The organism is Streptomyces sp. NPDC096152, from assembly GCF_044763235.1.
Taxonomy (GTDB): Bacteria; Actinomycetota; Actinomycetes; order Streptomycetales; family Streptomycetaceae; genus Streptomyces.
Genome location: NZ_JBIWFW010000001.1, coordinates 819,763 through 845,572, shown reverse-complemented (window position 1 = coordinate 845,572; position 25,810 = coordinate 819,763). Strand labels below are relative to the sequence as shown.

Below are 25,810 nucleotides of genomic sequence, written 5' to 3'. Positions count from 1 at the left end.
ACGGTCCGGGCACCGTCCCGCTCCACCCCGGGGACCGGGCTCAGCCGTCCGGCACGCGGGCTCGGCCGTCCGGTACGCGGGCTCACTCCGCCCGCGGACGCACCAGCCCCGACTCGTAGGCGATGACCACCAGTTGGGCGCGGTCGCGGGCGCCCAGCTTGGCCATGGCCCGGTTGACGTGGGTCTTGACCGTCAGCGGGCTGACCTCCAGCCGCTCGGCGATCTCGTCGTTGGAGTGCCCGCCCGCGACCAGCACCAGCACCTCGCGCTCCCGCACGGTCAGTGCCTCCAGCCGGGCGGAGCGGGCCGGGTCGCGGCCGTCGTCCCCGGCGTCGCCCTGCGCGAGGAAGCGGGCGATCAGCCCCTTGGTGGCCGCCGGGGACAGCAGCGCCTCACCGCCCGCCGCGACCCGGATGGCGGTGAGCAGTTCCTCGGGTTCGCTGCCCTTGCCGAGGAAGCCGGAGGCGCCCGCGCGCAGCGACCGCACCACGTAGTCGTCGACCTCGAAGGTGGTCAGGATGACCACCCGGACGTGCGCGAGGGCCGGATCGGCGCTGATCAGCCGGGTGGCCGCGAGGCCGTCGGTGCCGGGCATCCGGATGTCCATCAGCACCACGTCGGCGCGCTGCTCCCCGGCCAGCCGTACCGCCTCGGCGCCGTCGGACGCCTCGCCGACCACCTCCATGTCGGGCTCGGAGTCGACGAGCACGCGGAAGGCGCTGCGCAGCAGCGTCTGGTCGTCGGCGAGCAGGACACGGATCGTCATACGGGGTCCCCCGGGGCGCGGCTGCGGGTCTTGACCGGCAGGATCGCATGGACCCGGAAGCCCCCTCCGTAGCGGGGACCGGTGGTGAGGGTGCCGCCGAGGGCGGTGACCCGCTCCCTCATGCCGAGCAGTCCGTGGCCGCCTCCGGGCAGCGGGCCGTCGTCGTCGCCGGTCCCGTCGTCCAGGACGGTGATCTCGGCGTTGGGTCCGACCCGTACGACGCTGACCTCGGCCCGTGCCCGGGTGCCGGCGTGCTTCTGGACGTTGGTGAGCGCCTCCTGGATGACGCGGTAGGCGGCCAGGTCGACGGCGGCGGGCAGGGTGGTCCCGTGGTCGGAGCGGGCGACCTCGACCAGGAGGCCGGCGTTGCGGAAGGTGGCCACGAGGTCGTCGAGGCGGTGCAGGCCGGGGGCGGGTTCGGTGGGGGCCTCGGGGTCGCCGGACTGTCTGAGCAGCCCGACGGTGGCGCGCAGTTCGTTCAGCGCGTAGCGGCCGGCCTCCCGGACGTGGGCGAGGGCCTCCTTGGCCTGGTCGGGGCGCTTGTCCATGACATGGGCGGCGACCCCGGCCTGGACGTTCACGAGGGCGATGTGGTGGGCGACGACGTCGTGCAGGTCGCGGGCGATGCGCAGACGTTCCTCGGCGACGCGGCGGCGGGCCTCCTCCTCGCGGGTGCGTTCGGCCCGCTCCGCGCGCTCCCTGATGGCGTGCACGAAGGCGCGGCGGCTGCGGACGGCGTCGCCGCCGGCGGCGGCCATGCCGGTCCAGGCGAAGAGGGCGAGGTTCTCCTGGGCGTACCAGGGCAGGGGGCCGGCGAGCATCGCGGCGCCGGTCAGCACGGACATGGTGAGCAGGCCGAGGCGCCAGGTGGTGGGACGGTCGGTGGCCGCGGCGACGGTGTAGAGGGCGACCACGGCGGACATGGCGACGGGGGCGCGGGGGTCGCCGGTGAGGCACTCGACGAGGGAGACGGTGCCGGTGACGGCGAGCACCGTCCGCGGGGCGCGGCGGCGGAAGACGAGCGCGGCGGCGCCGACGGTCATCAGGAGCAGGCTCAGCAGGTCCGGCCTGCGCACGCCCCAGCTGACGCCGTTCTCGCCGTTCGGCCCGGCGAAGGAGCCGACCACCATGCACACCAGCACGCCCGCGGCCAGCGCCGCGTCCAGTGCCAGGGGGTGCGCCTTCAGCCGGCATCTGGCGCGGTCGAGTGTGCTCACGGGGGTCAACGGTAAGGGCAGCCCGGCACACCGGGAACCGCGGCCGGGAACGCGATGGACGCGCACCGGGGGCGCGCCCGCGCCTAGCCGGGCGCACGCCGGGGCACGGCTGCCGGGAGGAGGCGTGCGACGGGGGCGCGTTCGCGACGGCGGCGCGGGCGCGACGAGCGGCGCGGGCGAAGAGTTTCGCGGACGCCGCTCAGCCCGGGATCAGGCCGTCGTCGCTCAGGAGCTCCCGGACCTCCTCCAGGGTGGCGTCGGGGGAGGGCAGGATCAGCTCGGACGGCTCCAGGGAGTCGTCCGGCAGGGGCTCGCCCAGCTCACGGACGGTGGACAGCAGGGCCTGGAGGGTGCGGCGGAAGCCAGGGCCGTCGCCCTTCTCCATCTCGGCCAGGAGTTCGTCGTCCAGTTCGTTCAGGCCGGCGAGCTGGCCCTCGGCCAGCCTCACCTGCCCCTCCCCCATGATCCGTACGATCATGTCGCCCTCCTCGGCGTGGGCCCCGGCTGTCGGTGACGTGACGTGCTGCCTGGTGACGTACCGGCCAGTGACGTACTACCCGGTGACGTACCGCTGGTCGAGAACCTACTGCTTGTCGAAGCGGGGGGTGTCCTGCGGCTGCTGCTGGTTCTGCCCCTGGCCGGTGCCGCCCTCGATGGCCTGCTGGGGCGTGCCCCCGGCCAGCTCCGCCTTCATGCGCTGGAGCTCCAGCTCCACGTCCGAACCACCGGAGAGCCGGTCCAGCTCGGCCTGGATGTCGTCCTTGGCCATGCCGGACTGGTCGTCCAGGGCGCCGGACGCCAGCAGTTCGTCGATCGCGCCGGCGCGGGCCTGAAGCTGCGCCGTCTTGTCCTCGGCGCGCTGGATCGCGAGGCCGACGTCGCCCATCTCCTCGGAGATGCCGGAGAACGCCTCACCGATCCGGGTCTGTGCCTGGGCCGCGGTGTAGGTCGCCTTGATGGTCTCCTTCTTCGTACGGAAGGCGTCCACCTTGGCCTGGAGCCGCTGGGCCGCCAGGGTGAGCTTCTCCTCCTCGCCCTGGAGCGTCGCGTGCTGGGTCTCCAGGTCCGTCACCTGCTGCTGGAGCGCGGCACGGCGGGACAGCGCCTCGCGGGCCAGGTCCTCCCGGCCGAGCGCGAGCGCCTTGCGGCCCTGGTCCTCCAGCTTGGAGGACTGCTGCTGCAGCTGGTTCAGCTGGAGTTCGAGACGCTTGCGGGAGGTCGCCACGTCCGCGACGCCGCGGCGCACCTTCTGCAGCAGCTCCAGCTGCTTCTGGTACGAGTAGTCGAGGGTCTCGCGCGGGTCCTCGGCCCGGTCAAGGGCCTTGTTCGCCTTCGCGCGGAAGATCATCCCCATACGCTTCATGACACCGCTCATGGGCTTCGCGCGCCCCCTTCTGACGGACTCCGGCTCACAGATCCTGCGACAGAACCCACAGTACGGGCCCTGCCTCCATTACCGCACTGTCCGGGGACGGATGCGGTCATCCCCGAGGACGACTCCGTACGCTCCCTCTCCGGCGCGGGGAGTAGGTGATCCCCGGGTGCCGGCGACGGGCCGTGTGCGCGACGTCCGCTCTGTCCCCCTACAGACGTCCGGTGTTGCCGGATCGTTCCCCGCCGGACTGGGGCCCATGCGGGGGAAGCCCGTACCCTTGGGTTTTGTGTTCCGTAGCCGTGCCAAGGAAGAGAAGACCCCGGCCGCCGACAAGGCCCCGGTGAACTTCTCCAAGCAGACCCGTGACCCGCAGGCCCCGAAGGGCCGGCCCACGCCCAAGCGCAGTGAGGCCCAGTCCCAGCGCCGCAGCGTCGCCAACACGCCGACGACGCGCAAGGACGCCGCCAAGCGCCAGCGCGACGAGCGCCGTGCCGCCATGGAGCGGCAGCGTCAGGCGCTGGCCGGCGGCGACGAGCGGTACCTCCCGGCCCGCGACAAGGGGCCGGTGCGCAGGTTCGCGCGCGACTTCATCGACTCCCGGTTCAACATCGCGGAGTTCTTCCTGCCGATGGCCGTGGTCATCCTCGTGCTGAGCATGGTGCGGGTGGCTTCTCTGCAGAACATCGCGCTGCTGCTGTGGCTCGTGGTGATCGTCCTGATCGTGCTGGACTCGATCCTCAGCGCGGTCCGGCTGAGGAAGCGGCTCGCCGAGCGCTTCCCGGACCAGAACAGGCGGGGCGCCGTCGCCTACGCCCTGATGCGCTCGCTGCAGATTCGCCGGCTCCGGCTGCCGAAGCCGCAGGTCAAGCGCGGGGAACGGCCCTGAGCGCGACCGCTTTCACCGGGGGAGCCGCCGACGCGTGGCTGAACAAGCTGGGCGGACTGCGCGACATGGTGCGGCAGGAGCTGGTGGCCCGGCAGCTCGACGAGCAGGTGGCCGGGCGGTTCCCCGTCGGGCGGCGGCTTCGGGTGCTCGACGTGGGCATGGGCCAGGGGACGCAGGCGCTGCGGCTGGCGCGCGCCGGGCACCAGGTGACGGGGCTCGAACGGGACCGGACGATGATCTCCGTGGCCCGGGAGGCCCTGGCCGCCGAGCCGGAGGGCATCCGGGCGCGGATGCGGATCGTCGAGGGCGACGGCCAGGACACCGGGGTGCACTTCCTGCCCGGGAGCTTCGACGTCGTGCTGTGCCACGGCGTACTGATGTACGTCGAGGAGCCGGATCCGCTGCTGGCGGGACTGGCGCGGATGCTCGCGCCGGGCGGGCTGCTGTCGCTGCTGGTGCGCAACGGGGACGCGCTGGCACTGCGCCCCGGGCTGTCCGGTGACTGGGCGGGGGCGCTGGGCGCGTTCGACACGACGGCGTACCGCAACCGGCTGGGGCTCGACGTGCGCGCGGACCGGCTGGGCGACCTGACGGCGACGCTCGCCGGGATCGGGGCACCGCTGCACGCCTGGTACGGGGTGCGGGTCTTCACGGACACGGCGGCGGACGGCACCGAGCCCCCGGCCGACCCGACGGCGCTGCTGGCCGCCGAGGAACGCGCGGGGCGGACCGATCCGTACCGCGGCGTCGCGGCCCTGCTGCACCTGTGCGGCGTCCGCGGCTGAGCGGGTGCCGTGCCGACGGGACCTCACGGGCGAGACGGGACCTCACGGACGGTGAGACGGGACCTCACGGGCAGTGAGAAGGGGGCGGCCGTGGTGGCCGCCCCCTTTCCCGACGGGGCGTCTAGGATCCGGACGTCGAGGACTCGTCCGCGTGCAGGCTCATCGGCCCGTAGATCTCCGTGGCGTCCTCGAAGAGCCGCACCTGGTCGGCGCCGCCCTCGCGCAGGTCCTTCCAGTTCTCCCCGATCCAGGACTCGGCGTCGCCCTGCGTGGTGAACTCCTCGGGCTGCACCGCCGGCTGGACCTCCGTCCCGTCGGCCGTCTCGAACCGCCACGTCCATGCCACCATGTACGCCTCCCTGTGTGAGCACACTGCACAGTGGAAGCCGGATCTTGGTCCGGCTCCTTCCCGCACCCTATGCGCTGCGCGGGCCGCCCCGTCAGGAGGCCACGGCCCATCCACCCGGCCGGGACCCGCCACGAGGGACTCGGGCGGGCGGGAGGTGGGGGCAGCCTGGAAAATCGGGTGCGTGGACGTGACTCTCCTTGGCACCGGTGCCCCCGCAGGACTTCCCCGCCCCGACTGTCCCTGTGCGACCTGCGCGACGGCGCTCGGCGCCGACGCGCGGGCCGCGACCGCGTTGCTCGTGGACGGGGCGCTGCTGCTCGACCTGACACCCGGCGCGGCGTTCGCGGCCGCCCGGGCCGGGCATTCGCTGGCCGGCGTGGGGCAGGTGCTGCTGACACACCCGCACGACGGGCCCGCGGTCGAGGTGCCGGCCGGGCTGCCGCAGCCCGGCCGGGTGCCGGACGGGCGGGAGTTGGCGCTGCTGACGGGGCATCGGGTGCGCGCGGTGGCGCTGGACGCGCCCGGCACCGGGTACTCCGTGACCGGGCCGGACGGGCAGCGGCTGCTGTACCTGCCGCCGGGGGGCGCCCCGGCCGGGCTGGAGGAGGGGTCGGCGGAGACCTACGACATGGTCCTCGCGGACGTCGTGGGCCGCCCGGACGCCCTGGCCAGGCTGCGCGCCGTCGGGGCGGTGGGCCCGACCACCGACGTCGTCGCCGTGCACCTCGACCACGACGTGCCGCCCGGCCCGGAACTGCGGCGGCGGCTCGCCGCGGCGGGGGCGCGGGCGGTGCCGGACGGCACCACGCTGGTGGTGGGCGTGTACGAGGACGTACCCGACGTGCCCCGGCGCACGCTGGTGCTGGGCGGGGCCCGGTCGGGCAAGTCGGTGGAGGCCGAGCGGCGGCTGGAGTCCTTCCCCCGGGTGCTGTACGTGGCGACGGGCGGGTCCCGGGGCGGCGACACCGAGTGGGCGGCGCGGGTCGCCACGCACCGGGACCGGCGGCCGGCGTCGTGGCGCACCGTCGAGACCTGCGATCTGGTGCCGCTGCTGGAGCAGGACGGGCCGCCGCTGCTCATCGACTGCCTCTCCCTGTGGCTGACGGACGCCATGGACTCCGTGGGCGCCTGGGACGACGCCGAGTGGGCGGACGGCGGAGAACGGGCGCTGCGGGAGCGGGTGGCCGCGCTGACGGCGGCGGTCCGGGCGACACGGCGGACCGTGGTCGCCGTCTCCAACGAGGTGGGCTCGGGCATCGTGCCGGCCACGTCGTCGGGACGGCGCTACCGCGACGAACTCGGCCGCCTGAACGCCGCGTTCGCCGACGAGTGCGAGCACGTCCTGCTGGTGGTCGCGGGCCAGGCGCTCCCGCTGCGCGGCTGAAAGCGGTTCGGACGGGGAGGTCCGGGGACCGGGAGGCTCCAGGACCGAGAGGTTCCAGGACGGGGGACTTCCTGGACTGCGAGGTTCAAGGACCGGACACGGGAGGCGGCCAGGACACAGGGGGCGGCTCACAGGCAGCGGGACACAGGAGGCGGGCCCTGCCGGTTCAGGCCGTGTCCCGTCGGGCGACGACCCGGTAGGCGTTGGAGAAGGGGGTGCGGCGCAGCAGCGGGGCCAGGGCGTGGTCCACGGCCGCCACCGCGGCCACGAGCGGACCGGCCGCTCCGGTCAGGACCGCCCGCAGCAGGCACCGCGGACCGCCGGCCGGTTCGGGGTGCCAGGGAGCGTCCGCCGCGGGCAGCGCATGGGTGACGGCCAGGGCGAGGGCCGCCGCCAGGTCGTACGGGGTGTGGGGGCCGCGGCGGTCGACGACGAGGACCGTGCAGCCGCGCGCCTCCAGCTCCGCGCACAGGTTGCCCAGCGGCAGCAGATGCAGATGGCGCGGCTGGCCGTGGGACAGCCACCACCTGCCCAGCAGCAGGGCGAACGCGCTGCGCGGGTCGGGGAGTTCGATCAGCAGGTGCCCGCCCGGGCGCAGGGCGGCGAGGGCCGCGTCCAGCTCCGCGCGCGGGTCCGGGACGTGCGCGAGGTGCTGGAAGACGCTCACCACGTCGTAGCGGGCGCGCAGCCGGGCCACGAGGTGCGGGTCGGCCAGGTGGCCGACGTGCGCCTCCTCGATCCACCCGGCGTCGCGGGCCCGCACCACGCGCAGGGTGGGGTCCAGGCCGTCGAAGGACGTGTACGGGAAGACCTCGCGCGCCGCCCGCGGGAAGTGGGCGTGGCCCGTGCCGACGTCCAGCCAGCTCTCCGGCTCCCCCACGTTCCGCATCAGGTGCGCGACCGTGCGGTGCCGCCGGTCGCCCCGCGCGGCGGCGAGGACGCGTTCTGCCAGTCCCCGCGCGTCGTCCTCGCCGAAGTCCCGGTGGTAGAAGGCCAGTCCCGCCCCCGTGAGCCGTGGGTTCTGGAAGGCGTGCCCGCAGTCCCGGCACTGGTCGAGCACGAACGTGCCCGGCTTGTGCTGCATCAGGTCGGGCGCGCGCAGCCGGGTGCGCAGCCGCCCGGAGCCGCACCAGGGGCAGTCCGCGCGGCGCGGCTCGTGGAACCGGCCGGTGCCCTCGGCGAGTTCGGCGGCGTACGCGATGCGGCGCGGGTCGTAGTCGCGCGGGACGTACGGCAGAGGCGGCATGGGCGGCTCCCGGTGGGGCGCGAGGGGCGTACCGCAGGGATGTACGACAATCCGCTGCAAAAGGAACGTATGGGATCGGGATCTTGGGTGCAATCACGCGGTGGGGGTGTGCTGCCGATGTGGCGCCGCCCTGTTCGATCGCTGCCGGTACTGTTCGGCGAATGAGCTCGCTTAACCTCGACGACTTCACCGATCTGATCGAGCGTCCCGACGGCGGCGTGCGCCGTGACGCGGAGGACCGCCGGGAGCGTCGGACCGTGCCGCCCGGCGCGCTGGGCCGACTCGACGACCTGGGTGAGTGGCTGGCCGCGGCGCAGGGCGTGGTGCCGGTGCGGCCGGTCGAACAGCCGCGGGTGGTGCTGTTCGCCGGCGACCACGGAGTCGCCGGACTCGGCGTGTCGGCGCGGCCGGCGGGCAGTGCCGTGCACCTGGTGCGCGCGGTCCTGGAGGGCGGCCGGCCGGTGTCCGTGCTGGCGCGGCGGCTCGGCGTCCCGGTGCGGGTGGTGGACATGGCGCTGGACTGCGACCCCGAAACACTGCCCGGGGACGTCGTACGGCACCGGGTGCGGCGCGGCAGCGGGCGCATCGACGTGGAGGACGCGCTCACCCCGGAGGAGGCGGAGGCCGCGTTCCGGGCGGGGGTCGCGGTGGCCGACGAGGAGGCCGACTCCGGTACGGATCTGGTGGTCCTGGGCGATGTGAGCGTGGGCGGGACCACTCCGGCGGCCGTACTGGTCGCCGCGCTGTGCGGGACGGACGCCTCGGTGGTGACCGGGCGGGGCGGCGAGGCGATCGGCGACCTGGCGTGGATGCGCAAGTGCGCGGCGATCCGGGACGCACTGCGGCGGGCGCGGCCGGTCCTCGGGGACCAGTTGCAGCTGCTGGCGGCGGTGGGCGGGGCCGACCTCGCGGCGATGACCGGGTTCCTGCTCCAGTGCGCGGTGCGCAAGCTGCCGGTGATCCTGGACGGGGTGGTGTCGGCCGCGTGCGCGCTGGTGGGCCAGCGGGTGGCGTTCCGGGCGCCGGACTGGTGGCTCGCGGGGCACGGCAGCGGGGAGCCGGGGCAGGCGAAGGCGCTGGACCGAATGGCGCTGGAGCCGCTGCTGGAGCAGGGGCTGACCGTCGGCGAGGGGGCGGGAGCGCTGCTGGCGCTGCCCCTGGTGCAGAGCGCCGCCGCGCTGGCCGCCGAGCTTCCCGAGCGGGCCGAGGAGGCCGCGGAGCCGGAGAAGGGCGAGGCCGACGAAGCGGACGCGGCGGACGGGGCGACGAAGTAGGGCGGACGGCGGAGGGAAAAGAGCCGTTCGCCGCGGCGGCGCCCATATGATCGCTTCTTATGGGAGATGCCCGAATTGCCGTACGTGAGGAGCGGGCTCCGGCCGGCGTGACCGAGAGTGGCCGGCCGGCCCGCCCGTACGCGCGGCGGGCCGCCGCGTTCGCCGTCTGGTACCTGCGGGGCGTCGCGTTCGTCAACTTCCTCAGCGCGGTGTGGGTCTCCCTGGGCCAGGACGTGCGCCGGCACAACCAGGAGAACCTGTTCACGCCGTACCTGCTCACCGCGGGCTTCGCCTCCGGCGTGTTCGCCACGTTCCTCGCCATCACCATGCGCCGCCGCAAGCGGGCGTCCTGGATCCTGAACCTCGGGCTCAGCGGCCCGTTCCTGGCGCTGTTCGGCTTCGCCATGACCTTCCCGGAGATCCGCCGCAGCGCGCAGAACTGGATCTCCCTCGCCCTCACCGCCGCCTTCGTCGCCGCGCTGCTCGTGGGGCGGCGGGAGTTCTACGCCAAGGGCGACCGGTCCAACCCGAGGCTCGCCGCCGTCGTCGCGGTGGGCGGCCTGCTGGTGTCCTCGCTACTCGCCGCGCTGCTGGTGACGGCCACCAACCAGGCGCCGGACGCGGCCCGTTCGACGTTCGCCGAGCGCTGGCACTACGGCACGCTGCGGCTGGTCTCGGTCGCCGCCTCGGAGTCCCGTTTCCCCGGCATCGACACGCCCAACTGGGCGAACGTCGCCGTCAACGTGCTCTCCACGGCCCTGGTCCTCGCCGTCCTCTACGCCGCCTTCCGCTCCCGGCGCGCCGTCGACCCGCTCACCGAGGACGACGAGAAGCGGCTGCGGGAGCTGCTGGCGCGGCACGGTGAGCGGGACTCGCTCGGCTACTTCGCGCTGCGCCGGGAGAAGAGCGTGCTGTGGTCCCCGACCGGCAAGGCCGCCGTCGCCTACCGCGTGGTCGGCGGGGTGTCCCTGGCCTCGGGGGACCCGCTCGGAGACCCCGAGGCCTGGCCCGGCGCCATCGGGCCGTGGCTCGCCGAGGCGCGGGCGCACGGGTGGATCCCGGCCGTGATGGGGGCGAGCGAGGAGGCGGGGACCGTGTACGCGCGGCACGGCCTCGACGCCCTCGAACTGGGCGACGAGGCCGTGGTGGACGTCGCCGAGTTCACGCTGGAGGGCCGGGCCATGCGGACCGTGCGGCAGGCCTACAACCGGGTGCGGCGGGCCGGGTACACCGTGCGCGTCCGGCGGCACGAGGAGATCCCGGCCGGCGAGATGGCGTACCTGGTCGGGCGGGCGGACGACTGGCGGGACGGGGCCACCGAGCGCGGGTTCAGCATGGCGCTGGGCCGGCTCGGCGATCCGGAGGACGGGCGGTGCGTGATGCTCGAGTGCCGCGACGCCGAGGGCGAGCTGCGGGCCCTGCTCTCCTTCGTGCCGTGGGGGCCGCACGGGCTGTCACTCGACCTCATGCGCCGCGACCGCCACTGCGAGAACGGGCTGATGGAGTTCATGGTGCTGGAACTCCTGCGCCGCGCCCGGGAGATGGAGATCACGCAGGTTTCGCTCAACTTCGCCATGTTCCGTTCGGTCTTCGAACGTGGCGCCCGTCTGGGCGCCGGGCCGGTGCTGCGGCTGTGGCGCTCGCTGCTCAGCTTCTTCTCCCGCTGGTGGCAGATCGAGTCGCTGTACCGCGCCAACGCCAAGTACCGGCCCATCTGGGAACCGAGGTTCCTGCTCTTCGAGAAGAGCGGGGACCTGCTGCGCATCGGCCTCGCGTCGGCGCGCGCGGAGGGGTTCCTGACGGCCGGGCCGGGGACGCCGGGCCTGCCGAAGTGGCTGCACCGCGAGCACCTGGAGACGCACCGATGAGAGCCCTCGCCCGCTGGGTCCGCGCCGAATGGGGTCCGCTGTACGTCGCCGTACGCGGGCCGCTGCGGGAGCGGCGCCTGCGGGCGGTGCCCCTGACGGTGGGCGCGGTGTGCCTGACCGGGGTGCTCCATTTCGCGCAGACCCGTCCGTGGGGCCACGACGCCGTCCAGCACCTCGGGGCGGTCCGGGCCGCGGACCCGCTGTGGGTCGCGCTGCTGCGCACCCCGCTGTCGCTGTTCGTGCCGGCCCTGGACCTGCCGTGCTGGGGCGCGCTGGCGCAGATCCTGTGCGTGTTCGGCATGGCCGAGATCTGCCTGGGCCGGTGGCGGACGCTCGCCCTCGCCTACACCGCCACCCTCGCCGGCACCCTGTACGCGCGCATCGGCATCACCCTGGGGCCGCTCCGCCCGCTGGGGCTGCCGGCCACGGACGCGCAGGTGGTGGACGCCGGCCCGTCGGCGGCCGTGGTGGGGCTCGCGGTCTTCCTCGGCTGGCGCTATGGCGCGTACGTCACCGCGGGCACGGTCGTCGCGGCGATGGCGATCGAGGTGGCGGTGCGCGAGAACCTGGCCGGCAAGGAGCATCTCGCGGCGATCGCCGGGGTGGCGGCGCTGTGCGCGCTCTCGGCGGTGCGGCACCGGGCCCGCGGGGCCCGGCCCGGCGCCGCGCCGCGCCGGTCACGAGTGACCCGGGAGGCGGGTGACCTCCTCGTCCGGCTTGCCGCCGATCCAGTCCTGGAACCGGCGGCGGGGCCCGGCCCAGCGCCGGTCGTGGTGGTAGGCGCGCAGACTGGAGCGGGCCCGGGCGCGCGGGCGGCGGCGGTAGAAGTGCCGGGCCCAGGGCGAGCCGGGCCGGGCCAGCCGGACCGCGCCGACCAGCGCGATCGCGGGCACGACGATGCCGAGGACGGCCAGGCGGGCCTTGCCCTTGTAGAGCGCGACCAGCGAGAACAGGAAGTTGCCGACGACGGTCGCGATCACCGTGCCGCGGTTCTGCACTTCGTCCTGGGACAGGTCGTTGACGCCGAACGGCGCGAAGCCCGCGAGGACCAGCCCGACCAGGGCCACGGTGAGGACCACCACCTCCACGCTCTGCCGGCCGGCCTCGGTCCAGTAGACGTCGTCCAGGTGCAGGATGAGTGCGAACTCGTCCAGGACCAGCCCCGCGCCCATCCCGAAGAGGACCGCGAAGACGGCGGCGCCGACGCCCTGGCGGCCGCTGGCGACCGCGCCGAAGCCACCGACCACGATGAGGACGACGCCGGGGACGACGTGGTGGATGTGCAGACCGCCGGCCCGCACGTTGCCGAAGGGCCCCTTCCCGGCCCGGATGAGGCGGGTGACGGTCCGCGTCACGGCGAAGGTGAGGACGAAGGCGGTGAGGGCGAGGAGCAGGGGCAGCTTGCCGGGTTCGACGATGTTCCGCTCCAGCCAGTGCCCCATGGGGGCAGTCTGCCGCCTCCCCCGGTGGACCGCCCGCCCACCGGCGGCCGCCCGGCCCTGCCGTAGTCTGCCCGCGTGACCGAGCTCCCGCCGACCCCGCCGCTGCCCGGGCTCCGGTTCGCCTTCGGCACCCTCACCGTGCTGCCGGTCCGGGTGGCCCGCTGGGACCGCGAGGCCGCGCGCGCCGGGATGCTCTGCGCGCCGCTCGCCGGGATCGTGGTCGGCGCGGCCGCCGCCGCGCTCGGCCTGCTGCTGCTCCTCCTCGGCGCGGGCCCGCTGCTCGCCGCCGTCGCCACCGCCGCGGTGCCCGCCGCGCTCACCCGCGGGCTGCACCTCGACGGGCTCGCCGACACCGCCGACGGACTCGGCAGCGGCAAGCCCGCCGAGGACGCGCTGCGCATCATGAAGCAGTCCGACATCGGGCCGTTCGGGGTGATCACCCTGGTCCTCACCCTGCTGGCCCAGGTCGCCGCCCTCACCCAGGCCTACGGCGTCTCGTGGGCCCGGGGCGCGCTCGCCGCCGTCGTCGCGGCGACCGCCGCCCGGCTCGCGCTGACCCTGGCCGCGCGCGCCGGGGTGCCGGCCGCCCGTCCGGAGGGGCTCGGGGCCGCGGTCGCCGGGGTGGTGCCGCGGCGCGGGGCGCTGCTCGCCGCGCTGCTCGTGGTCGGCGCGGCCGCCGCCGGTGGCGCGCTGTCCGGGGCGTACGACGGGGTCCGGGCCGCGGGCGCGGTCGTCGCCGCCGTGGCCGCGGCCGAGCTGCTGCTGCGCCACTGCACGCGCCGCTTCGGGGGCGTGACCGGGGACGTCTTCGGCGGGCTCGCCGAGACCGCGGCCACCGCCGCCCTCGTGCTGCTGTCCCTGGGCTGACCCTCGACCGGGACGGACGGGACACTCCTGATACTCGTGGAGACCGCCGATTCGCCCGCGGCGAGGGGCAGTTGGCCCCGGGGCCCGGGCGGGGCGGACCTCCCGCCGGAGCCACGGCGGCGGCCCGGGCCCGCACAGGTGCGGACCGGAAGGTGTCCCCCGCGCCACCAGCGGGTGAACACCCGCAGGAACGATCGAACGCGTACCGCGCGTAGGCTCGTGCCGGTTGTTTACCCGACCAGGTAAAGACCGCACAGCAGGAGGGATCTAGGGTCGGTTGTCGGGCCCGGTCGACCCACCCGCATTCGGCCACACCACCTTTACAGGGAAGCGAGATTTCACCACCGTGACTGCTCTCACTCTCAGCACCGCCGCGGCGCCTGGCCTGCGGGCCGACGCGATCGTGATCGGTGTCGCCAAGGGCACCAAGGGCCCGGTCGTCGCACCGGGCGCCGAGGCCGTGGACACGGCGTACGACGGCGGGCTCGCCGGCGTCCTGGAGACCCTCGGTGCCTCCGGTGCCGAGGGCGAGGTGACGAAGGTTCCCGCGCCGTCCGGGTTCAAGGCCCCGCTCGTGGTTGCGGTCGGCCTCGGCGCCCAGCCGGAGAAGGACGCCGAGTACGGCGCCGAGGCGCTGCGCCGGGCCGCCGGCGCGGCCGCCCGCGCCCTGTCCGGCACGAAGAAGGCCGCCTTCGCCCTGCCGCTCGCGGACGCCGCCGACGCCGGCGTGATCGCAGAGGGCGCGCTGCTCGGCGCGTACTCCTTCGACACGTACAAGGAGAACGGCAAGGACGCCAGGAACGGCAAGGCGCCGCTGGCCGAGGCCGTCCTGCTCGGCGGCAGGCCCCGCGACAAGGCGTACAAGGCGGCCGTCGAGCGCGCCGCGGCCGTCGCCGAGGAGCTGAACCGGGCCCGCGACCTCGTCAACACCCCGCCCAACGACCTCAACCCGGCGTCGTTCGCCGCGATCGCCCAGGGCGCGGCCAAGGACCACGGCCTGAAGGTCCAGGTGCTCGACGAGAAGGCGCTCGCCAAGGGCGGCTACGGCGGCATCCTCGGGGTCGGCGCGGGCTCGGCGGCTGGACCGCGGCTGGTGAAGCTGTCGTACACCCACTCCAAGGCGAAGAAGCACCTGGCCCTCGTCGGCAAGGGCATCACCTACGACTCGGGCGGCATCTCGCTGAAGCCGGCCGGTCACAACGAGACGATGAAGTGCGACATGAGCGGTGCGGCCGCCGTGTTCGCCGCCGTCGTCGCGGCCGCCCGTCTCGGCCTGGAGGTCAACGTCACCGGCTGGCTGGCGCTGGCCGAGAACATGCCCTCCGGCACCGCCACCCGCCCGGGTGACGTGCTGCGCATGTACAGCGGGAAGACGGTGGAGGTGCTCAACACCGACGCCGAGGGCCGGCTCGTCCTCGCGGACGCGCTGTGGGCCGCCTCCCAGGAGAAGCCGGACGCGATCGTCGACGTGGCGACGCTGACCGGCGCGATGGTGCTGGCGCTCGGCAACCGCACCTTCGGGATCATGGCGAACGACGAGGCGTTCCGCTCCGCGATCCACGAGGCGGCCGAGGAGGTCGGCGAGGAGGCCTGGCCGATGCCGCTGCCGGAGCACCTGCGCAAGGGCATGGACTCCCCCACCGCCGACATCGCCAACATGGGCGAGCGCATGGGCGGCGGCCTGGTCGCCGGCCTGTTCCTGCGCGAGTTCATCGGCGAGGGCATCACCTGGGCCCACCTCGACATCGCGGGCCCGGCCTTCAACGAGCAGGGCCCCTTCGGGTACACGCCGAAGGGCGGCACGGGCAGCGGCGTGCGGACGCTGGTGCGGCTGGCGGAGCTGACCGCCGCGGGTGACCTCGGCTGAGGTTCGCCGTACGGTTCCGTCCGGCCCGTCGTGGGGCGGCCGCCGGGGACGCGGGAGCTGATCACGCAGTTCCCGCGCCCCTGCGGGCCGGACCGGCCGCCGCCCGCCGGGAGGGTGGGACGCATCACACTCCGGCCCGGCGTCTCGTTCACTCCCGACAAGTGCGAAGATGGGGCACGGCAGGACAGGGCCCCCACCACAGGGCCGAAGAAGAGCGGCCGGACACCAGCCGCCGACCGGTCAGTGCTGACCGGCGTGGCGCACATGCATGGAGGACGTGACGTGGCGAACGACGCCAGCACCGTTTTCGACCTAGTGATCCTCGGCGGTGGTAGCGGTGGTTACGCCGCGGCCCTGCGCGGGGCGCAGCTGGGCCTGGACGTCGCCCTGATCGAGAAGAGCAAGCTCGGCGGCACCTGCCTGCACAACGGCTGCATTCCCACCAAGGCCCTGCTGCACGCCGGCGAGATCGCCGACCAGGCGCGCGAGGCCGAGCAGTTCGGTGTCAAGGCCTCGTTCGAGGGCATCGACATCGCGGGCGTCCACAAGTACAAGGACGACGTCATCGCCGGCCTGTACAAGGGCCTGCAGGGCCTGGTCGCCTCCCGCAAGGTGACCTACATCGAGGGCGAGGGCCGGCTGTCCTCCCCGACCTCCGTCGACGTCAACGGCCGCCGCGTCCAGGGCCGTCACGTCCTCCTGGCGACCGGCTCCGTGCCGAAGTCGCTGCCGGGCCTGGAGATCGACGGCAACCGCGTCATCTCCTCCGACCACGCCCTCGTCCTGGACCGCGTGCCCAAGTCCGCGATCATCCTCGGCGGCGGTGTCATCGGTGTCGAGTTCGCCTCCGCGTGGAAGTCCTTCGGCGCGGACGTGACGGTCATCGAGGGTCTGAAGCACCTCGTCCCGGTCGAGGACGAGAACTCCTCCAAGCTTCTCGAGCGCGCCTTCCGCAAGCGCGGCATCAAGTTCAACCTGGGCACCTTCTTCCAGAAGGCCGAGTACACCCAGGACGGTGTCAAGGTCACCCTCGCCGACGGCAAGGAGTTCGAGGCCGAGGTCCTCCTCGTCGCCGTCGGCCGCGGCCCGGTCTCGCAGGGCCTGGGCTACGAGGAGGCCGGGGTCGCCATGGACCGCGGCTACGTCCTCGTCGACGAGTACATGCGCACCAACGTTCCGACCATCTCCGCCGTCGGCGACCTGGTTCCGACCCTCCAGCTCGCGCACGTCGGCTTCGCCGAGGGCATCCTGGTGGCGGAGCGTCTGGCCGGTCTGAAGACCGTCCCGATCGACTACGACGGTGTCCCGCGGGTGACGTACTGCCACCCGGAGGTCGCCTCCGTCGGCATCACCGAGGCCAAGGCCAAGGAGATCTACGGCGCGGACAAGGTCGTCGCTCTGAAGTACAACCTGGCGGGCAACGGCAAGAGCAAGATCCTCAAGACCGCGGGCGAGATCAAGCTCGTCCAGGTCAAGGACGGTGCCGTGGTCGGCGTCCACATGGTCGGTGACCGCATGGGCGAGCAGGTCGGCGAGGCCCAGCTGATCTACAACTGGGAGGCGCTGCCGGCCGAGGTCGCCCAGCTCATCCACGCCCACCCGACGCAGAACGAGGCGCTCGGCGAGGCCCACCTGGCCCTGGCCGGCAAGCCGCTTCACTCCCACGACTGACGCCCTCAGTCACCGGGCGCGACGACACAGACTTCCGCTTCCCCCCGGTTTCCGACTCCTCGGGAACCGGGCGGGGAACCCATCCGTAAGGAGCAACCGAAACCATGGCGGTTTCCGTAACCCTTCCGGCGCTCGGTGAGAGCGTCACCGAGGGCACTGTCACCCGCTGGCTGAAGGCCGAGGGCGAGCGCGTAGAGGCCGACGAGCCGCTGCTCGAGGTGTCGACCGACAAGGTCGACACCGAGATCCCGGCCCCCGCCTCCGGCGTGCTGGCCTCGATCAAGGTCGCCGAGGACGAGACGGTCGAGGTCGGCGCCGAGCTGGCGCTGATCGACGACGGCTCCGGCGCCCCCGCGGCCGCTCCGGCCCCCGCCGCCGCCGAGGCCCCGGCGGCCGAGCCCGAGCCGGCCCCGGCCGCCGCTCCGGCCGCCCCCTCCACCGAGCAGGCCGCCCCCGCTCCGGCCCCGACCGCCGAGGCCGCCGCCGGTGCCGGCTCCGCCGAGGGCACGGACGTGGTCCTGCCCGCGCTCGGCGAGTCCGTCACCGAGGGCACCGTCACCCGCTGGCTGAAGTCGGTCGGCGACTCCGTCGAGGCCGACGAGCCGCTGCTCGAGGTCTCCACGGACAAGGTCGACACCGAGATCCCGGCGCCCACCTCCGGTGTGCTGCTGGAGATCACGGTCGGCGAGGACGAGACCGCCGAGGTCGGCGCCAAGCTCGCCGTCATCGGCGCCCCGGGTGCCGCTCCCGCGGCCGCCGAGGCGCCCGCCGCCCCGGCCCCGGCTCCCGCCGCCCCGGCTCCGGCTCCCGCCGCCGAGGCCCCGGCCGCTCCGGCTGCCCCGGCCGCTCCGGCTGCTCCGGCCGCCGCCCAGGCCCCGGCTCCCGCGCCGGCCCCCGCCGCCCCCGCCCCGGCCCAGCCCGCGGCTCCGGCCCCGGCTCCGGCCGCGCCCGCCCCGGTCACCCCGGCCCCGGCTGCCGCTCCGGCCGCCGCCCAGGCGACCGACGAGGGCGCGTACGTGACCCCGCTGGTGCGCAAGCTCGCCGCCGAGAACGGCGTCGACCTGTCCACCGTCAAGGGCACCGGTGTCGGCGGCCGCATCCGCAAGCAGGACGTCATCGCCGCCGCCGAGGCCGCGAAGGCCGCCGCGGCCGCCCCGGTCGCCGCTCCGGCCGCCGCCGCGAAGAAGGCCCCGGTCCTGGAGGCCTCCCCGCTGCGCGGCCAGACCGTGAAGATGCCGCGGATCCGCAAGGTCATCGGCGACAACATGGTCAAGGCCCTGCACGAGCAGGCCCAGCTGTCCTCGGTGGTCGAGGTCGACGTCACCCGCCTGATGAAGCTGCGCGGCCGCGCGAAGGACTCCTTCGCCGCCCGCGAGGGCGTCAAGCTCTCCCCGATGCCGTTCTTCGTCAAGGCCGCCGCCCAGGCACTGAAGGCCCACCCGGCCATCAACGCCCGGATCAACGAGGCCGAGGGGACCATCACCTACTTCGACACCGAGAACGTCGGTATCGCGGTGGACTCCGAGAAGGGCCTGATGACCCCGGTCATCAAGAACGCCGGCGACCTGAACCTCGCCGGTATCGCCAAGGCCACCGCCGACCTGGCGGGCAAGGTCCGGGCCAGCAAGATCACGCCGGACGAGCTGTCCGGTGCGACCTTCACCATCAGCAACACCGGCTCGCGCGGCGCGCTGTTCGACACGATCATCGTGCCGCCGGGTCAGGTCGCGATCCTCGGCATCGGCGCCACCGTCAAGCGCCCGGCCGTCATCGAGACCGAGGAGGGCACGGTCATCGGCGTCCGCGACATGACCTACCTGACCCTCTCCTACGACCACCGCCTGGTGGACGGCGCCGACGCGGCCCGTTACCTGACGGCGGTCAAGGCGATCCTCGAGGCCGGCGAGTTCGAGGTCGAGCTCGGGCTCTGAGCCACCGACAGGTGACCGAGGCCTGCGGCGCCCCCGTCCGGAGTTTCCGGGCGGGGGCGCCGCCTTTGTCGGCCCCGGCGGCGTGTAAGCCTCGTCTCACCTGCGGGAAAGCGCCCCCGCGCGCCCTCCCCGCGCGGTCTCGCGGCCGTATTGTCTAAGCGTCAACGCCCCCGGGGGCCCTGGGCCCCTCCTTAAGGAGCCCTCATGACCGCGCCCGTCGTCCACTCGCTGCGCGAGCAGATCCGCGAGCACATCGTGGAGGGGATCGTCAGCGGGCGCTGGAAGCCGGGCGAGCGGATCGTCGAGCGGCGGATCGCGACCGAGCTGGAGGTCAGCCAGACGCCGGTGCGTGAGGCGCTGCGCGAGCTGGAGTCGCTGCGGCTGATCGAGTCGGCGCCGAACAAGGGCGTGCGGGTGCGCAATCTGAGCGCGGCCGACCTGGAGGAGAGCTACCCGGTCCGGGCCGGCCTGGAGGCCATCGCGGCGGAACTGGCGGCCGACCGGCTGGCCGAGGACTGCTCGGCCCTGGAGTCGCACGTCGCCGCCCTGTACGACGCGGACCGCCGGGCGGACGGCACGGCCCAGGTGCGGCACACCGTGGGCTTCCACCGGGAGCTGGTTCGCGCGGCCGGCAACTCGGTGCTGCTGCACACCTGGGAGGGCCTCGGCATCGAGGTGTTCACGGCGCTGTCCATCCGCTGGCTGGGCACGGTCCAGCAGTCGTACGCCGAGGAGCACCAGGAGCTGGTGGAGGCGTTCAAGCGGCGGGACCCGCGGATCGCCGAGCTGGTCAAGGCGCACGTGCTGGGCTGCGCGCCGCGGGCCTGACGCAGCCGAGCATCCTCGCGCTCACCTGCGGAAACAGTACAAAAACGCGGCACGCGGTGCCCACCGCCAAGGCACCGCGTGCCTACTTTCTCGTGATCAAGAGGTTTTCGACCTGAACCCTTTGATCGATCATCGATCAGGGAGTTAGAGTCACCGTCGGACTCCCACCGGAGGCCTCGCCCTGTCCTGCCAAAGACCAAGGGCACCCCCGAACCCTTACCGATGAGGGAACCCCCTTCGACTGAGGAAGGCGGCGACATGACCGACCCCAAAGCCATCCAGCCGAGCGCGCTCGACCAGCTCCCGGACCGTGACCCGGAGGAGACCGCCGAATGGCAGGCCTCCCTGGACGCGGTCGCCAAGGCGGCCGGGCCGCACCGTGCCGCGTACCTGATGCGCCGCACGCTGGAGCGCGCCGAGGGCGCCGGCATCGCGCTGCCGAAGCTCCTCGAGACGGACTACGTCAACACCATCCCCACCGCCGCCGAGCCGTCCGTGCCCGGTGACGAGGAGATGGAGCGGAGGATCACCGCCTGGAACCGCTGGAACGCGGCCGCGATGGTGACCCGCGGCAGCAAGCACGGCGTGGGCGGCCACATCGCCACCTTCGCCTCCGCGGCCTGGCTGTACGAGACCGGCTTCAACCACTTCTTCCAGGGCAAGGAGCGGGACGGCTCCGGCGACCAGCTCTACATCCAGGGCCACGCCTCCCCCGGCATCTACGCCCGCGCCTTCCTCGACGGCCGCCTGGACGAGACGCACCTGGACAACTTCCGCCAGGAGGCCGGCGGCAGCGGCCTGCCCTCGTACCCGCACCCGCGCCGCCTGCCCTGGCTGTGGGAGTTCCCCACCGTCTCCATGGGCCTGGGCCCGCTCTCGGCCATCTACCAGGCGCGCTTCAACCGGTACCTCACCAGCCGCGGCATCAAGGACGTCTCCACGTCGCACGTGTGGGCGTTCCTCGGCGACGGCGAGATGGACGAGCCGGAGTCGACGGCGGCCCTCGCGCTCGCCGCCCGTGAGGAGCTGGACAACCTCACCTTCGTCATCAACTGCAACCTGCAGCGCCTCGACGGCCCGGTCCGCGCCAACTTCAAGATCGTGCAGGAGCTGGAGGCCCAGTTCCGCGGCGCCGGCTGGAACGTCGTGAAGACGCTGTGGGGCACGGCCTGGGACGAGCTGTTCGCCCTCGACACCACGGGCGCGCTGGTCCGCCGCCTGCGCGAGGTGCCGGACGCCCAGGTCCAGACGTACCAGACCCGTGGCGCGGCCTACATCCGCGAGGACTTCTTCGGCAAGGACCCGGCGCTCGCCGAGATGGCGAAGCTGCTGAGCGACGACAAGATCCTCGAGTGCTTCCACCTCTCCCGCGGTGGTCACGAGGCCCGCAAGGTCTACGCCGCGTACAAGGCCGCCGTGGAGCACAAGGGCGCGCCGACCGTGATCCTGGCCCAGACGGTCAAGGGCCACACCCTCGGCGAGGGCTTCGCGTCGAAGAACGCCAACCACCAGATGAAGAAGCTGACGGTGGACGAGTTCAAGGCGATGCGCGACCTGCTCGAACTGCCCATCTCCGACAGCGCCTTCACCGACGGCCAGGTGCCGTACGGCCACCCCGGCGCCGACTCCCCCGAGGTCCGCTACCTCCAGGAGCGCCGCGCGGCCCTCGGCGGCCCGGCCCCGGCCCGCCGGGTGCACCCCGTCGCCCCGCTCCCCGCGCCCGCCGAGAAGGCGTTCGCGGCCTTCGACAAGGGCTCCGGCGCGCAGAACGTCGCCACCACGATGGCGTTCGTACGCCTGGTCAAGGACCTGGTCCGGGACAAGGAGACCGGGAAGCGCTGGGTGCCGATCGTCCCCGACGAGGCGCGCACCTTCGGCATGGAGTCGCTGTTCCCCTCGCTCGGCATCTACTCGCCCAAGGGCCAGACGTACGAGCCGGTCGACCGCGACCAGCTGATGTACTACAAGGAGGCCAAGAACGGCCAGATCCTCAACGAGGGGATCACCGAGGCCGGTTCGATGGCCGACTTCATCGCCGCGTCCACCGCGTACGCGACGCACGGCGAGACGATGATCCCGTTCTACATCTTCTACTCGATGTTCGGCTGGCAGCGCACCGCCGACCAGATGTGGCAGCTCGGCGACCAGCTCGGCCGCGGCTTCCTGGTCGGCGCCACGGCCGGCCGCACCACGCTGACCGGTGAGGGCCTCCAGCACGCCGACGGCCACTCCCCCGTCATCGCCGCGACCAACCCGGCGGCGCTGACCTACGACCCGGCCTTCGCGTACGAGGTCGCGGCCATCGTCAGGGACGGCCTGCGCCGCATGTACGGCGAGGCCGCGCCGGGCGAGGACCAGAACGTCTTCTACTACCTCACCGTCTACAACGAGCCGCTGCCGCAGCCCGCGAAGCCGGCCGGTCTCGGCATCGACGAGGGCATCGTCAAGGGCCTGTACCGCTTCAACACCGCCGAGTCGGCGGGCCTGACCGTCCCGGCGAACGCCCCGCGGATCCAGCTGCTGGGCTCCGGTACGGCGATCCACTGGGCGCTCAGGGCCCAGAGGCTGCTCGCCGAGGAGTGGGGCGTGGCCGCCGACGTGTGGTCCGCGACGTCCTGGAGCGAGCTGCGCCGGGACGCCCTGGACGCGGACGCCGCGCTGCTGCGGGGCGAGGAGCGGGTGCCGTTCGTCCGGCAGGCGCTCCAGGGCGCCGAGGGCCCGGTCCTCGCGGTCTCCGACTACATGCGCCAGGTCCCGGACCAGATCGCGCAGTGGGTCGAGCAGGACTGGTCCTCGCTGGGCGCCGACGGCTTCGGCCTGTCGGACACCCGTGAGGCCGCCCGCCGCCACTTCGGCGTCGACGCCGAGTCGATCGTCGTGGCGGCCCTGGCCCAGCTCGCCCGGCGCGGCGAGGTGAAGACCTCGGCGGTCAAGGAGGCCCGGGAGAAGTACGGCCTGTAGGAAGGCCTCCGGCCGGTCCCGTCGAACGGGCCGGCCGCGTCGAACGAAGGGGTACGGCGGGCGCCGTACTCCTTCGTCGTCCGCCCGCGCCCGGCCATCATGAAGCCATGCGTGCCGCCCGACTGATCAAGATGGTGCTGCTGCTGCAGTCCCGGCGCTCCATGACCGCCGCCGAGCTCGCCCGCGAACTGGAGGTGTCGGAGCGGACCGTCACACGGGACGCGCAGGCGCTGTCGGAGGCGGGGGTGCCGGTCTACGCGGACCGGGGGCGGGCCGGCGGGTACCGGCTGGTCGGCGGCTACCGTACGCGGCTGACCGGGCTGGCCCGTGGCGAGGCCGAGGCGCTCTTCCTGAGCGGGGTGCCGGGCGCGCTGCGCGAGATGGGGCTGGAGGACGCCGCCTCGGCCGCCCGGCTGAAGGTGTCCGCGGCGCTGCTGCCCTCCCTGCGGGACGCCTCACGGACCGCGGCCCAGCGCTTCCACTTGGACGCGCCCAACTGGTTCCGGGAGCCGCGGACGCCCGCGCTGCTGCCCGCGGTGGCGGACGCGGTGTGGGACGACCGGCGGATCGCCGCGCGCTACCGGCGCGGGCGGGAGGAGGTCGCCCGGGAGCTGGAGCCGTACGGGCTCGTGCTCAAGGCGGGCGTCTGGTACCTGTGCGCCCGGGTCGCCGGGCACGGCGCCTTCCGGGTGTACCGGATCGACCGGTTCACCGCCGTGGAGCCCGGCGAGGAGCGGTTCGAGCGGGACGGGGAGTTCGATCTGCCCGCCTTCTGGGAGGAGCGGGCGGGGCAGTTCGCGCGGTCGATCCTGCGCGCGGAGGTCGTGGTGCGGCTGTCCGCGGAGGGCGTACGGAGACTGCCCTACGCCGTCGACGCGCTCGCCGCCGGGGAGGCGCTGGCCTCCGCCGGCGACCCCGACGAGGACGGGCGGGTGACGGTGACCCTGCCGGTGGAGTCCGAGGAGGTCGCCCACACCCAGCTCACGGCGCTCGGGCCGGAGGTGGAGGTGGTGGCCCCGCCGGAGCTGCGGGAGCGCTTCGCGCGCGACGCGGCCCGGATCGCCGCGCTGTACCGCCCATAACAATCCGCCGCACTCCGCGTGCGCCCCCTGCCCGGCTGCCCGATGCTTGAACCCGTGATGGACGAGACGGAGTTCTGGGAGCTGATCGACGACACCCGCGAGGCCGCCGAGGGCGACCCCGAGGACCAGGCCGATCTGCTCGTCGAACGACTACTCGAACAGGACCCGGAGCAGGTCCTGGACTTCGCCCGTCACTTCGAGTCCCGCTACAACCGCGCCTACCACTGGGACCTGTGGGGCGCCGCCTGGGTGCTGCTGGACGGGGCGAGCGACGACGCGTTCGACTTCTTCCGGTGCTGGCTGATCGGCCAGGGCCGGGAGGTGTTCGAGGGAGCCCTGCACGATGCGGACGCGCTCGCCGACCTGCTCGCGGACTTCGACGAGGAGATCGACGGCGACGGCGAGGACCTCGGCTACGCGGCGGACGAGGCCTACGAACAGCTCACCGGGACCGTCGCCCCCGACCTCGGCATCCCGCCCGCCCCGGCGGAGCCGGAGGGCACGCCGCTCGACTTCGAGAACGACCGGGTGCTCGCCGAGCGGTACCCGAAGCTGTGGGACCGCTTCCGCGAGCCGGGGGCTTAGGTCCCGCCCCGGACCTCGCGAGGCGATTCCGAGACGCGACCGGGGCCGCAGGTCCCGAGCGGGAGCGCCGGTCCCGACAGCGGGGTGCGCAGGCCCCGAGCCGGGGACGCAGGTGGATCCGGAGCGCCGGTCCCAAGCCGGGCGCGCAGGCCGAGCCGGGGACGCAGTCCCAAGCCGGGAGCGCCGGTCCCGAGGCGGTCCTGAGGCGTGACCGGGGCGCAGGTCCCGGTGCGGGGGCGCGGCGGAAGCCGGTCCCGAGGAGCGCAGGGCAAGGGCTCTCGGCGGGTCGCGTCCGGCCCCGGAGGACGTGGGTTCCCGAGGACGTGGGTTCCCGAGGACGCGGGTTCCCGAGGACGCGGGTTCCCGAGGACGCGGGTTCCCGAGGACGCGGGTTCCCGAGGACGTGGGTTCCCGAGGACGTGGGTTTCTCAGGGCCTGCCCTGGAGCCGGGCCGCGGCCTGCCGGATCGCCGGGAGGCGATCGTTCAGCGCCGCGCCCGGGCAGTTGGTCATGTAGCCGTCCTTGTGCCCGGCGAGGGCGGGGAGCACGGCGGCGGTACCGGCCCGGTACCGGCTGTGGCCGTTGCTGGACACCAGCCGCACGCTGCTGCGCGGGTCGATGCCGGCCAGGCCCAGCTTCCAGGCGGCCAGCGCGGCGATAGCGTCGGTCATGGCCCGCGGGACCTCGGCCCCGGCGGTGAAGGTGCCGATGGCCGCGATGCCCGCGGTGCGGTGGTTGAAGCCCTGGGTGTGGGCGCCGGTGACGGCCCGGTCGACCCCGCCCGCCCGGCCCTCGAAGATCGTGCCGCACCGGTCGACGAGGAAGTTGTAGCCGATGTCGTCCCAGCGCCGGGCGCCGATCTGGCCCGCGTAGAGGTAGCGGATGATGCGCGGGCTGTCGGCGCAGGCGTAACCGTTGGGCGAGTCGGTGTGGTGGACGAAGACGGCGACCACCCTGTCGTCGTAGCGCGGCGGCGGCTGGTTGTGCCGGGCGGTGTCGTCCAGCCAGACCGACCGGGGCACGATGCGCGGCCGGGGCGCCGCGTGCGTGGAAGCGGCCGAGTGGGCGTCGGCCGACCGGGCGGGCTGGTCGGCACCGGCCGCCAGCGCCTCCGCGGACGCCGTCACCGCACGGTCCACCCCGGAGGCGCACAGCACCAGGGCGCCGGTGGCGGCGAGGCCGGGCAGGCAGCACAGCAGCACGACGGTCGCGCGGCGCGGTCGTCGCGGGCGCACCGGGTCCCACAGGGCCGTCCGGAACCACCGGCCCGTGCGAAGCCATCGATCTTTCAGACCTTTGGGGACTCTCCGCCTTTTACGTACTTTCCGGACTTCTTTGCCGAAAAAGCGCATGATCTCACTGTCGGCCCGATCCGGTCCGTCCGCGATGTGTGTTGTGCCACCCGGTGGAACCATCGTCCCGGTCC

21 protein-coding genes are annotated in these 25,810 nt (G+C 73.9%); 13 read left to right on the top strand and 8 right to left on the bottom strand.

Annotated elements, in window-relative coordinates; genetic code table 11:
• Window positions 1–82 precede the first annotated feature (82 nt).
• The 4 genes from ACIQ9G_RS03700 to ACIQ9G_RS03685 all read right to left on the bottom strand — a co-directional run bounded on the left by ACIQ9G_RS03700 (window position 83) and on the right by ACIQ9G_RS03685 (window position 3,358).
• Complete coding sequence (locus tag ACIQ9G_RS03700; RefSeq protein WP_403605718.1) at window positions 83–766, bottom strand: response regulator; 684 nt, start codon at window positions 764–766, stop codon at window positions 83–85.
• Entirely contained in the window at window positions 763–1,983 is a 1,221-nt protein-coding gene (locus tag ACIQ9G_RS03695) for a sensor histidine kinase (RefSeq protein ID WP_403605715.1), read from the bottom strand. The genes ACIQ9G_RS03700 and ACIQ9G_RS03695 overlap by 4 nt, the downstream gene beginning before the upstream one ends.
• Window positions 1,984–2,182: 199 nt before the next feature.
• Window positions 2,183–2,461, bottom strand: coding sequence for a hypothetical protein (locus ACIQ9G_RS03690; RefSeq protein ID WP_403605712.1), 279 nt, complete (start codon window positions 2,459–2,461; stop codon window positions 2,183–2,185).
• 105 nt (window positions 2,462–2,566) lie between these two features.
• Window positions 2,567–3,358 carry a PspA/IM30 family protein gene (locus ACIQ9G_RS03685; protein WP_356193273.1) on the bottom strand — a complete coding sequence of 264 codons (792 nt, stop codon included), beginning with the start codon at window positions 3,356–3,358 and terminating at the stop codon, window positions 2,567–2,569.
• A gap of 286 nt (window positions 3,359–3,644) precedes the next feature.
• Between ACIQ9G_RS03685 and ACIQ9G_RS03680 the strand changes: the two genes are divergently transcribed.
• Together ACIQ9G_RS03680 and ACIQ9G_RS03675 are read left to right on the top strand one after the other, a co-directional pair.
• A complete protein-coding gene (locus tag ACIQ9G_RS03680; RefSeq protein WP_403605709.1) occupies window positions 3,645–4,244 on the top strand; it encodes a DUF3043 domain-containing protein in 600 nt (199 codons plus the stop codon).
• Between the two features lie 83 nt (window positions 4,245–4,327).
• Window positions 4,328–5,029: a class I SAM-dependent methyltransferase gene (locus tag ACIQ9G_RS03675; RefSeq protein WP_403606762.1), complete on the top strand. Its 702-nt coding sequence runs from the start codon at window positions 4,328–4,330 to the stop codon at window positions 5,027–5,029.
• Window positions 5,030–5,150: 121 nt separating this feature from the next.
• Here the strand turns inward: ACIQ9G_RS03675 and ACIQ9G_RS03670 are convergent, their stop codons facing one another.
• On the bottom strand, window positions 5,151–5,378 hold the full coding sequence (locus tag ACIQ9G_RS03670) for a hypothetical protein (RefSeq protein ID WP_392195510.1): 228 nt from the start codon (window positions 5,376–5,378) through the stop codon (window positions 5,151–5,153).
• Between the two features lie 181 nt (window positions 5,379–5,559).
• Between ACIQ9G_RS03670 and ACIQ9G_RS03665 the strand changes: the two genes are divergently transcribed.
• Window positions 5,560–6,762, top strand: coding sequence for a bifunctional adenosylcobinamide kinase/adenosylcobinamide-phosphate guanylyltransferase (locus tag ACIQ9G_RS03665; RefSeq protein ID WP_403605705.1), 1,203 nt, complete (start codon window positions 5,560–5,562; stop codon window positions 6,760–6,762).
• A gap of 166 nt (window positions 6,763–6,928) precedes the next feature.
• Here the strand turns inward: ACIQ9G_RS03665 and ACIQ9G_RS03660 are convergent, their stop codons facing one another.
• Window positions 6,929–8,008 (bottom strand): class I SAM-dependent methyltransferase, encoded by a 1,080-nt coding sequence (locus ACIQ9G_RS03660; protein WP_403605702.1) that lies wholly within the window; start codon window positions 8,006–8,008, stop codon window positions 6,929–6,931.
• Window positions 8,009–8,169: 161 nt separating this feature from the next.
• On the opposite strand from ACIQ9G_RS03660, the gene cobT reads away from it, so the two are divergent.
• The gene (cobT, locus tag ACIQ9G_RS03655) at window positions 8,170–9,282 is read left to right on the top strand and encodes a nicotinate-nucleotide--dimethylbenzimidazole phosphoribosyltransferase (protein WP_403605699.1); all 1,113 of its coding nucleotides are present in this window, start codon (window positions 8,170–8,172) and stop codon (window positions 9,280–9,282) included.
• A gap of 59 nt (window positions 9,283–9,341) precedes the next feature.
• Window positions 9,342–11,150, top strand: coding sequence for a phosphatidylglycerol lysyltransferase domain-containing protein (locus tag ACIQ9G_RS03650; protein ID WP_403605696.1), 1,809 nt, complete (start codon window positions 9,342–9,344; stop codon window positions 11,148–11,150).
• A gap of 677 nt (window positions 11,151–11,827) precedes the next feature.
• Here the strand turns inward: ACIQ9G_RS03650 and ACIQ9G_RS03645 are convergent.
• Complete coding sequence (locus ACIQ9G_RS03645; protein ID WP_403605693.1) at window positions 11,828–12,592, bottom strand: hypothetical protein; 765 nt, start codon at window positions 12,590–12,592, stop codon at window positions 11,828–11,830.
• Between the two features lie 75 nt (window positions 12,593–12,667).
• Here ACIQ9G_RS03645 and ACIQ9G_RS03640 point away from each other — a divergent pair, with 75 nt between their 5' ends.
• The 8 genes from ACIQ9G_RS03640 to ACIQ9G_RS03605 all read left to right on the top strand — a co-directional run bounded on the left by ACIQ9G_RS03640 (window position 12,668) and on the right by ACIQ9G_RS03605 (window position 24,384).
• Complete coding sequence (locus ACIQ9G_RS03640) at window positions 12,668–13,459, top strand: adenosylcobinamide-GDP ribazoletransferase (protein WP_403605690.1); 792 nt, start codon at window positions 12,668–12,670, stop codon at window positions 13,457–13,459.
• 346 nt (window positions 13,460–13,805) lie between these two features.
• Window positions 13,806–15,326, top strand: coding sequence for a leucyl aminopeptidase (locus ACIQ9G_RS03635; protein WP_403605687.1), 1,521 nt, complete (start codon window positions 13,806–13,808; stop codon window positions 15,324–15,326).
• 282 nt (window positions 15,327–15,608) lie between these two features.
• Window positions 15,609–16,997: a dihydrolipoyl dehydrogenase gene (gene lpdA, locus ACIQ9G_RS03630; protein WP_403605684.1), complete on the top strand. Its 1,389-nt coding sequence runs from the start codon at window positions 15,609–15,611 to the stop codon at window positions 16,995–16,997.
• Between the two features lie 104 nt (window positions 16,998–17,101).
• Entirely contained in the window at window positions 17,102–18,928 is a 1,827-nt protein-coding gene (sucB, locus tag ACIQ9G_RS03625; protein ID WP_403605682.1) for a 2-oxoglutarate dehydrogenase, E2 component, dihydrolipoamide succinyltransferase, read from the top strand.
• 204 nt (window positions 18,929–19,132) lie between these two features.
• Complete coding sequence (locus ACIQ9G_RS03620) at window positions 19,133–19,756, top strand: GntR family transcriptional regulator (RefSeq protein WP_403605679.1); 624 nt, start codon at window positions 19,133–19,135, stop codon at window positions 19,754–19,756.
• Window positions 19,757–20,014: 258 nt separating this feature from the next.
• On the top strand, window positions 20,015–22,717 hold the full coding sequence (gene aceE, locus ACIQ9G_RS03615) for a pyruvate dehydrogenase (acetyl-transferring), homodimeric type (protein WP_403605676.1): 2,703 nt from the start codon (window positions 20,015–20,017) through the stop codon (window positions 22,715–22,717).
• 107 nt (window positions 22,718–22,824) lie between these two features.
• Window positions 22,825–23,799, top strand: a complete 975-nt coding sequence (locus ACIQ9G_RS03610; RefSeq protein WP_403605673.1) for a helix-turn-helix transcriptional regulator — start codon at window positions 22,825–22,827, stop codon at window positions 23,797–23,799.
• 57 nt (window positions 23,800–23,856) lie between these two features.
• The gene (locus tag ACIQ9G_RS03605) at window positions 23,857–24,384 is read left to right on the top strand and encodes a DUF4240 domain-containing protein (protein WP_403606760.1); all 528 of its coding nucleotides are present in this window, start codon (window positions 23,857–23,859) and stop codon (window positions 24,382–24,384) included.
• 428 nt (window positions 24,385–24,812) lie between these two features.
• Here ACIQ9G_RS03605 and ACIQ9G_RS03600 read toward each other — a convergent pair whose 3' ends face one another.
• Window positions 24,813–25,619 carry a peptidoglycan recognition protein gene (locus ACIQ9G_RS03600; protein WP_403605670.1) on the bottom strand — a complete coding sequence of 269 codons (807 nt, stop codon included), beginning with the start codon at window positions 25,617–25,619 and terminating at the stop codon, window positions 24,813–24,815.
• Window positions 25,620–25,810: the final 191 nt, after the last annotated feature.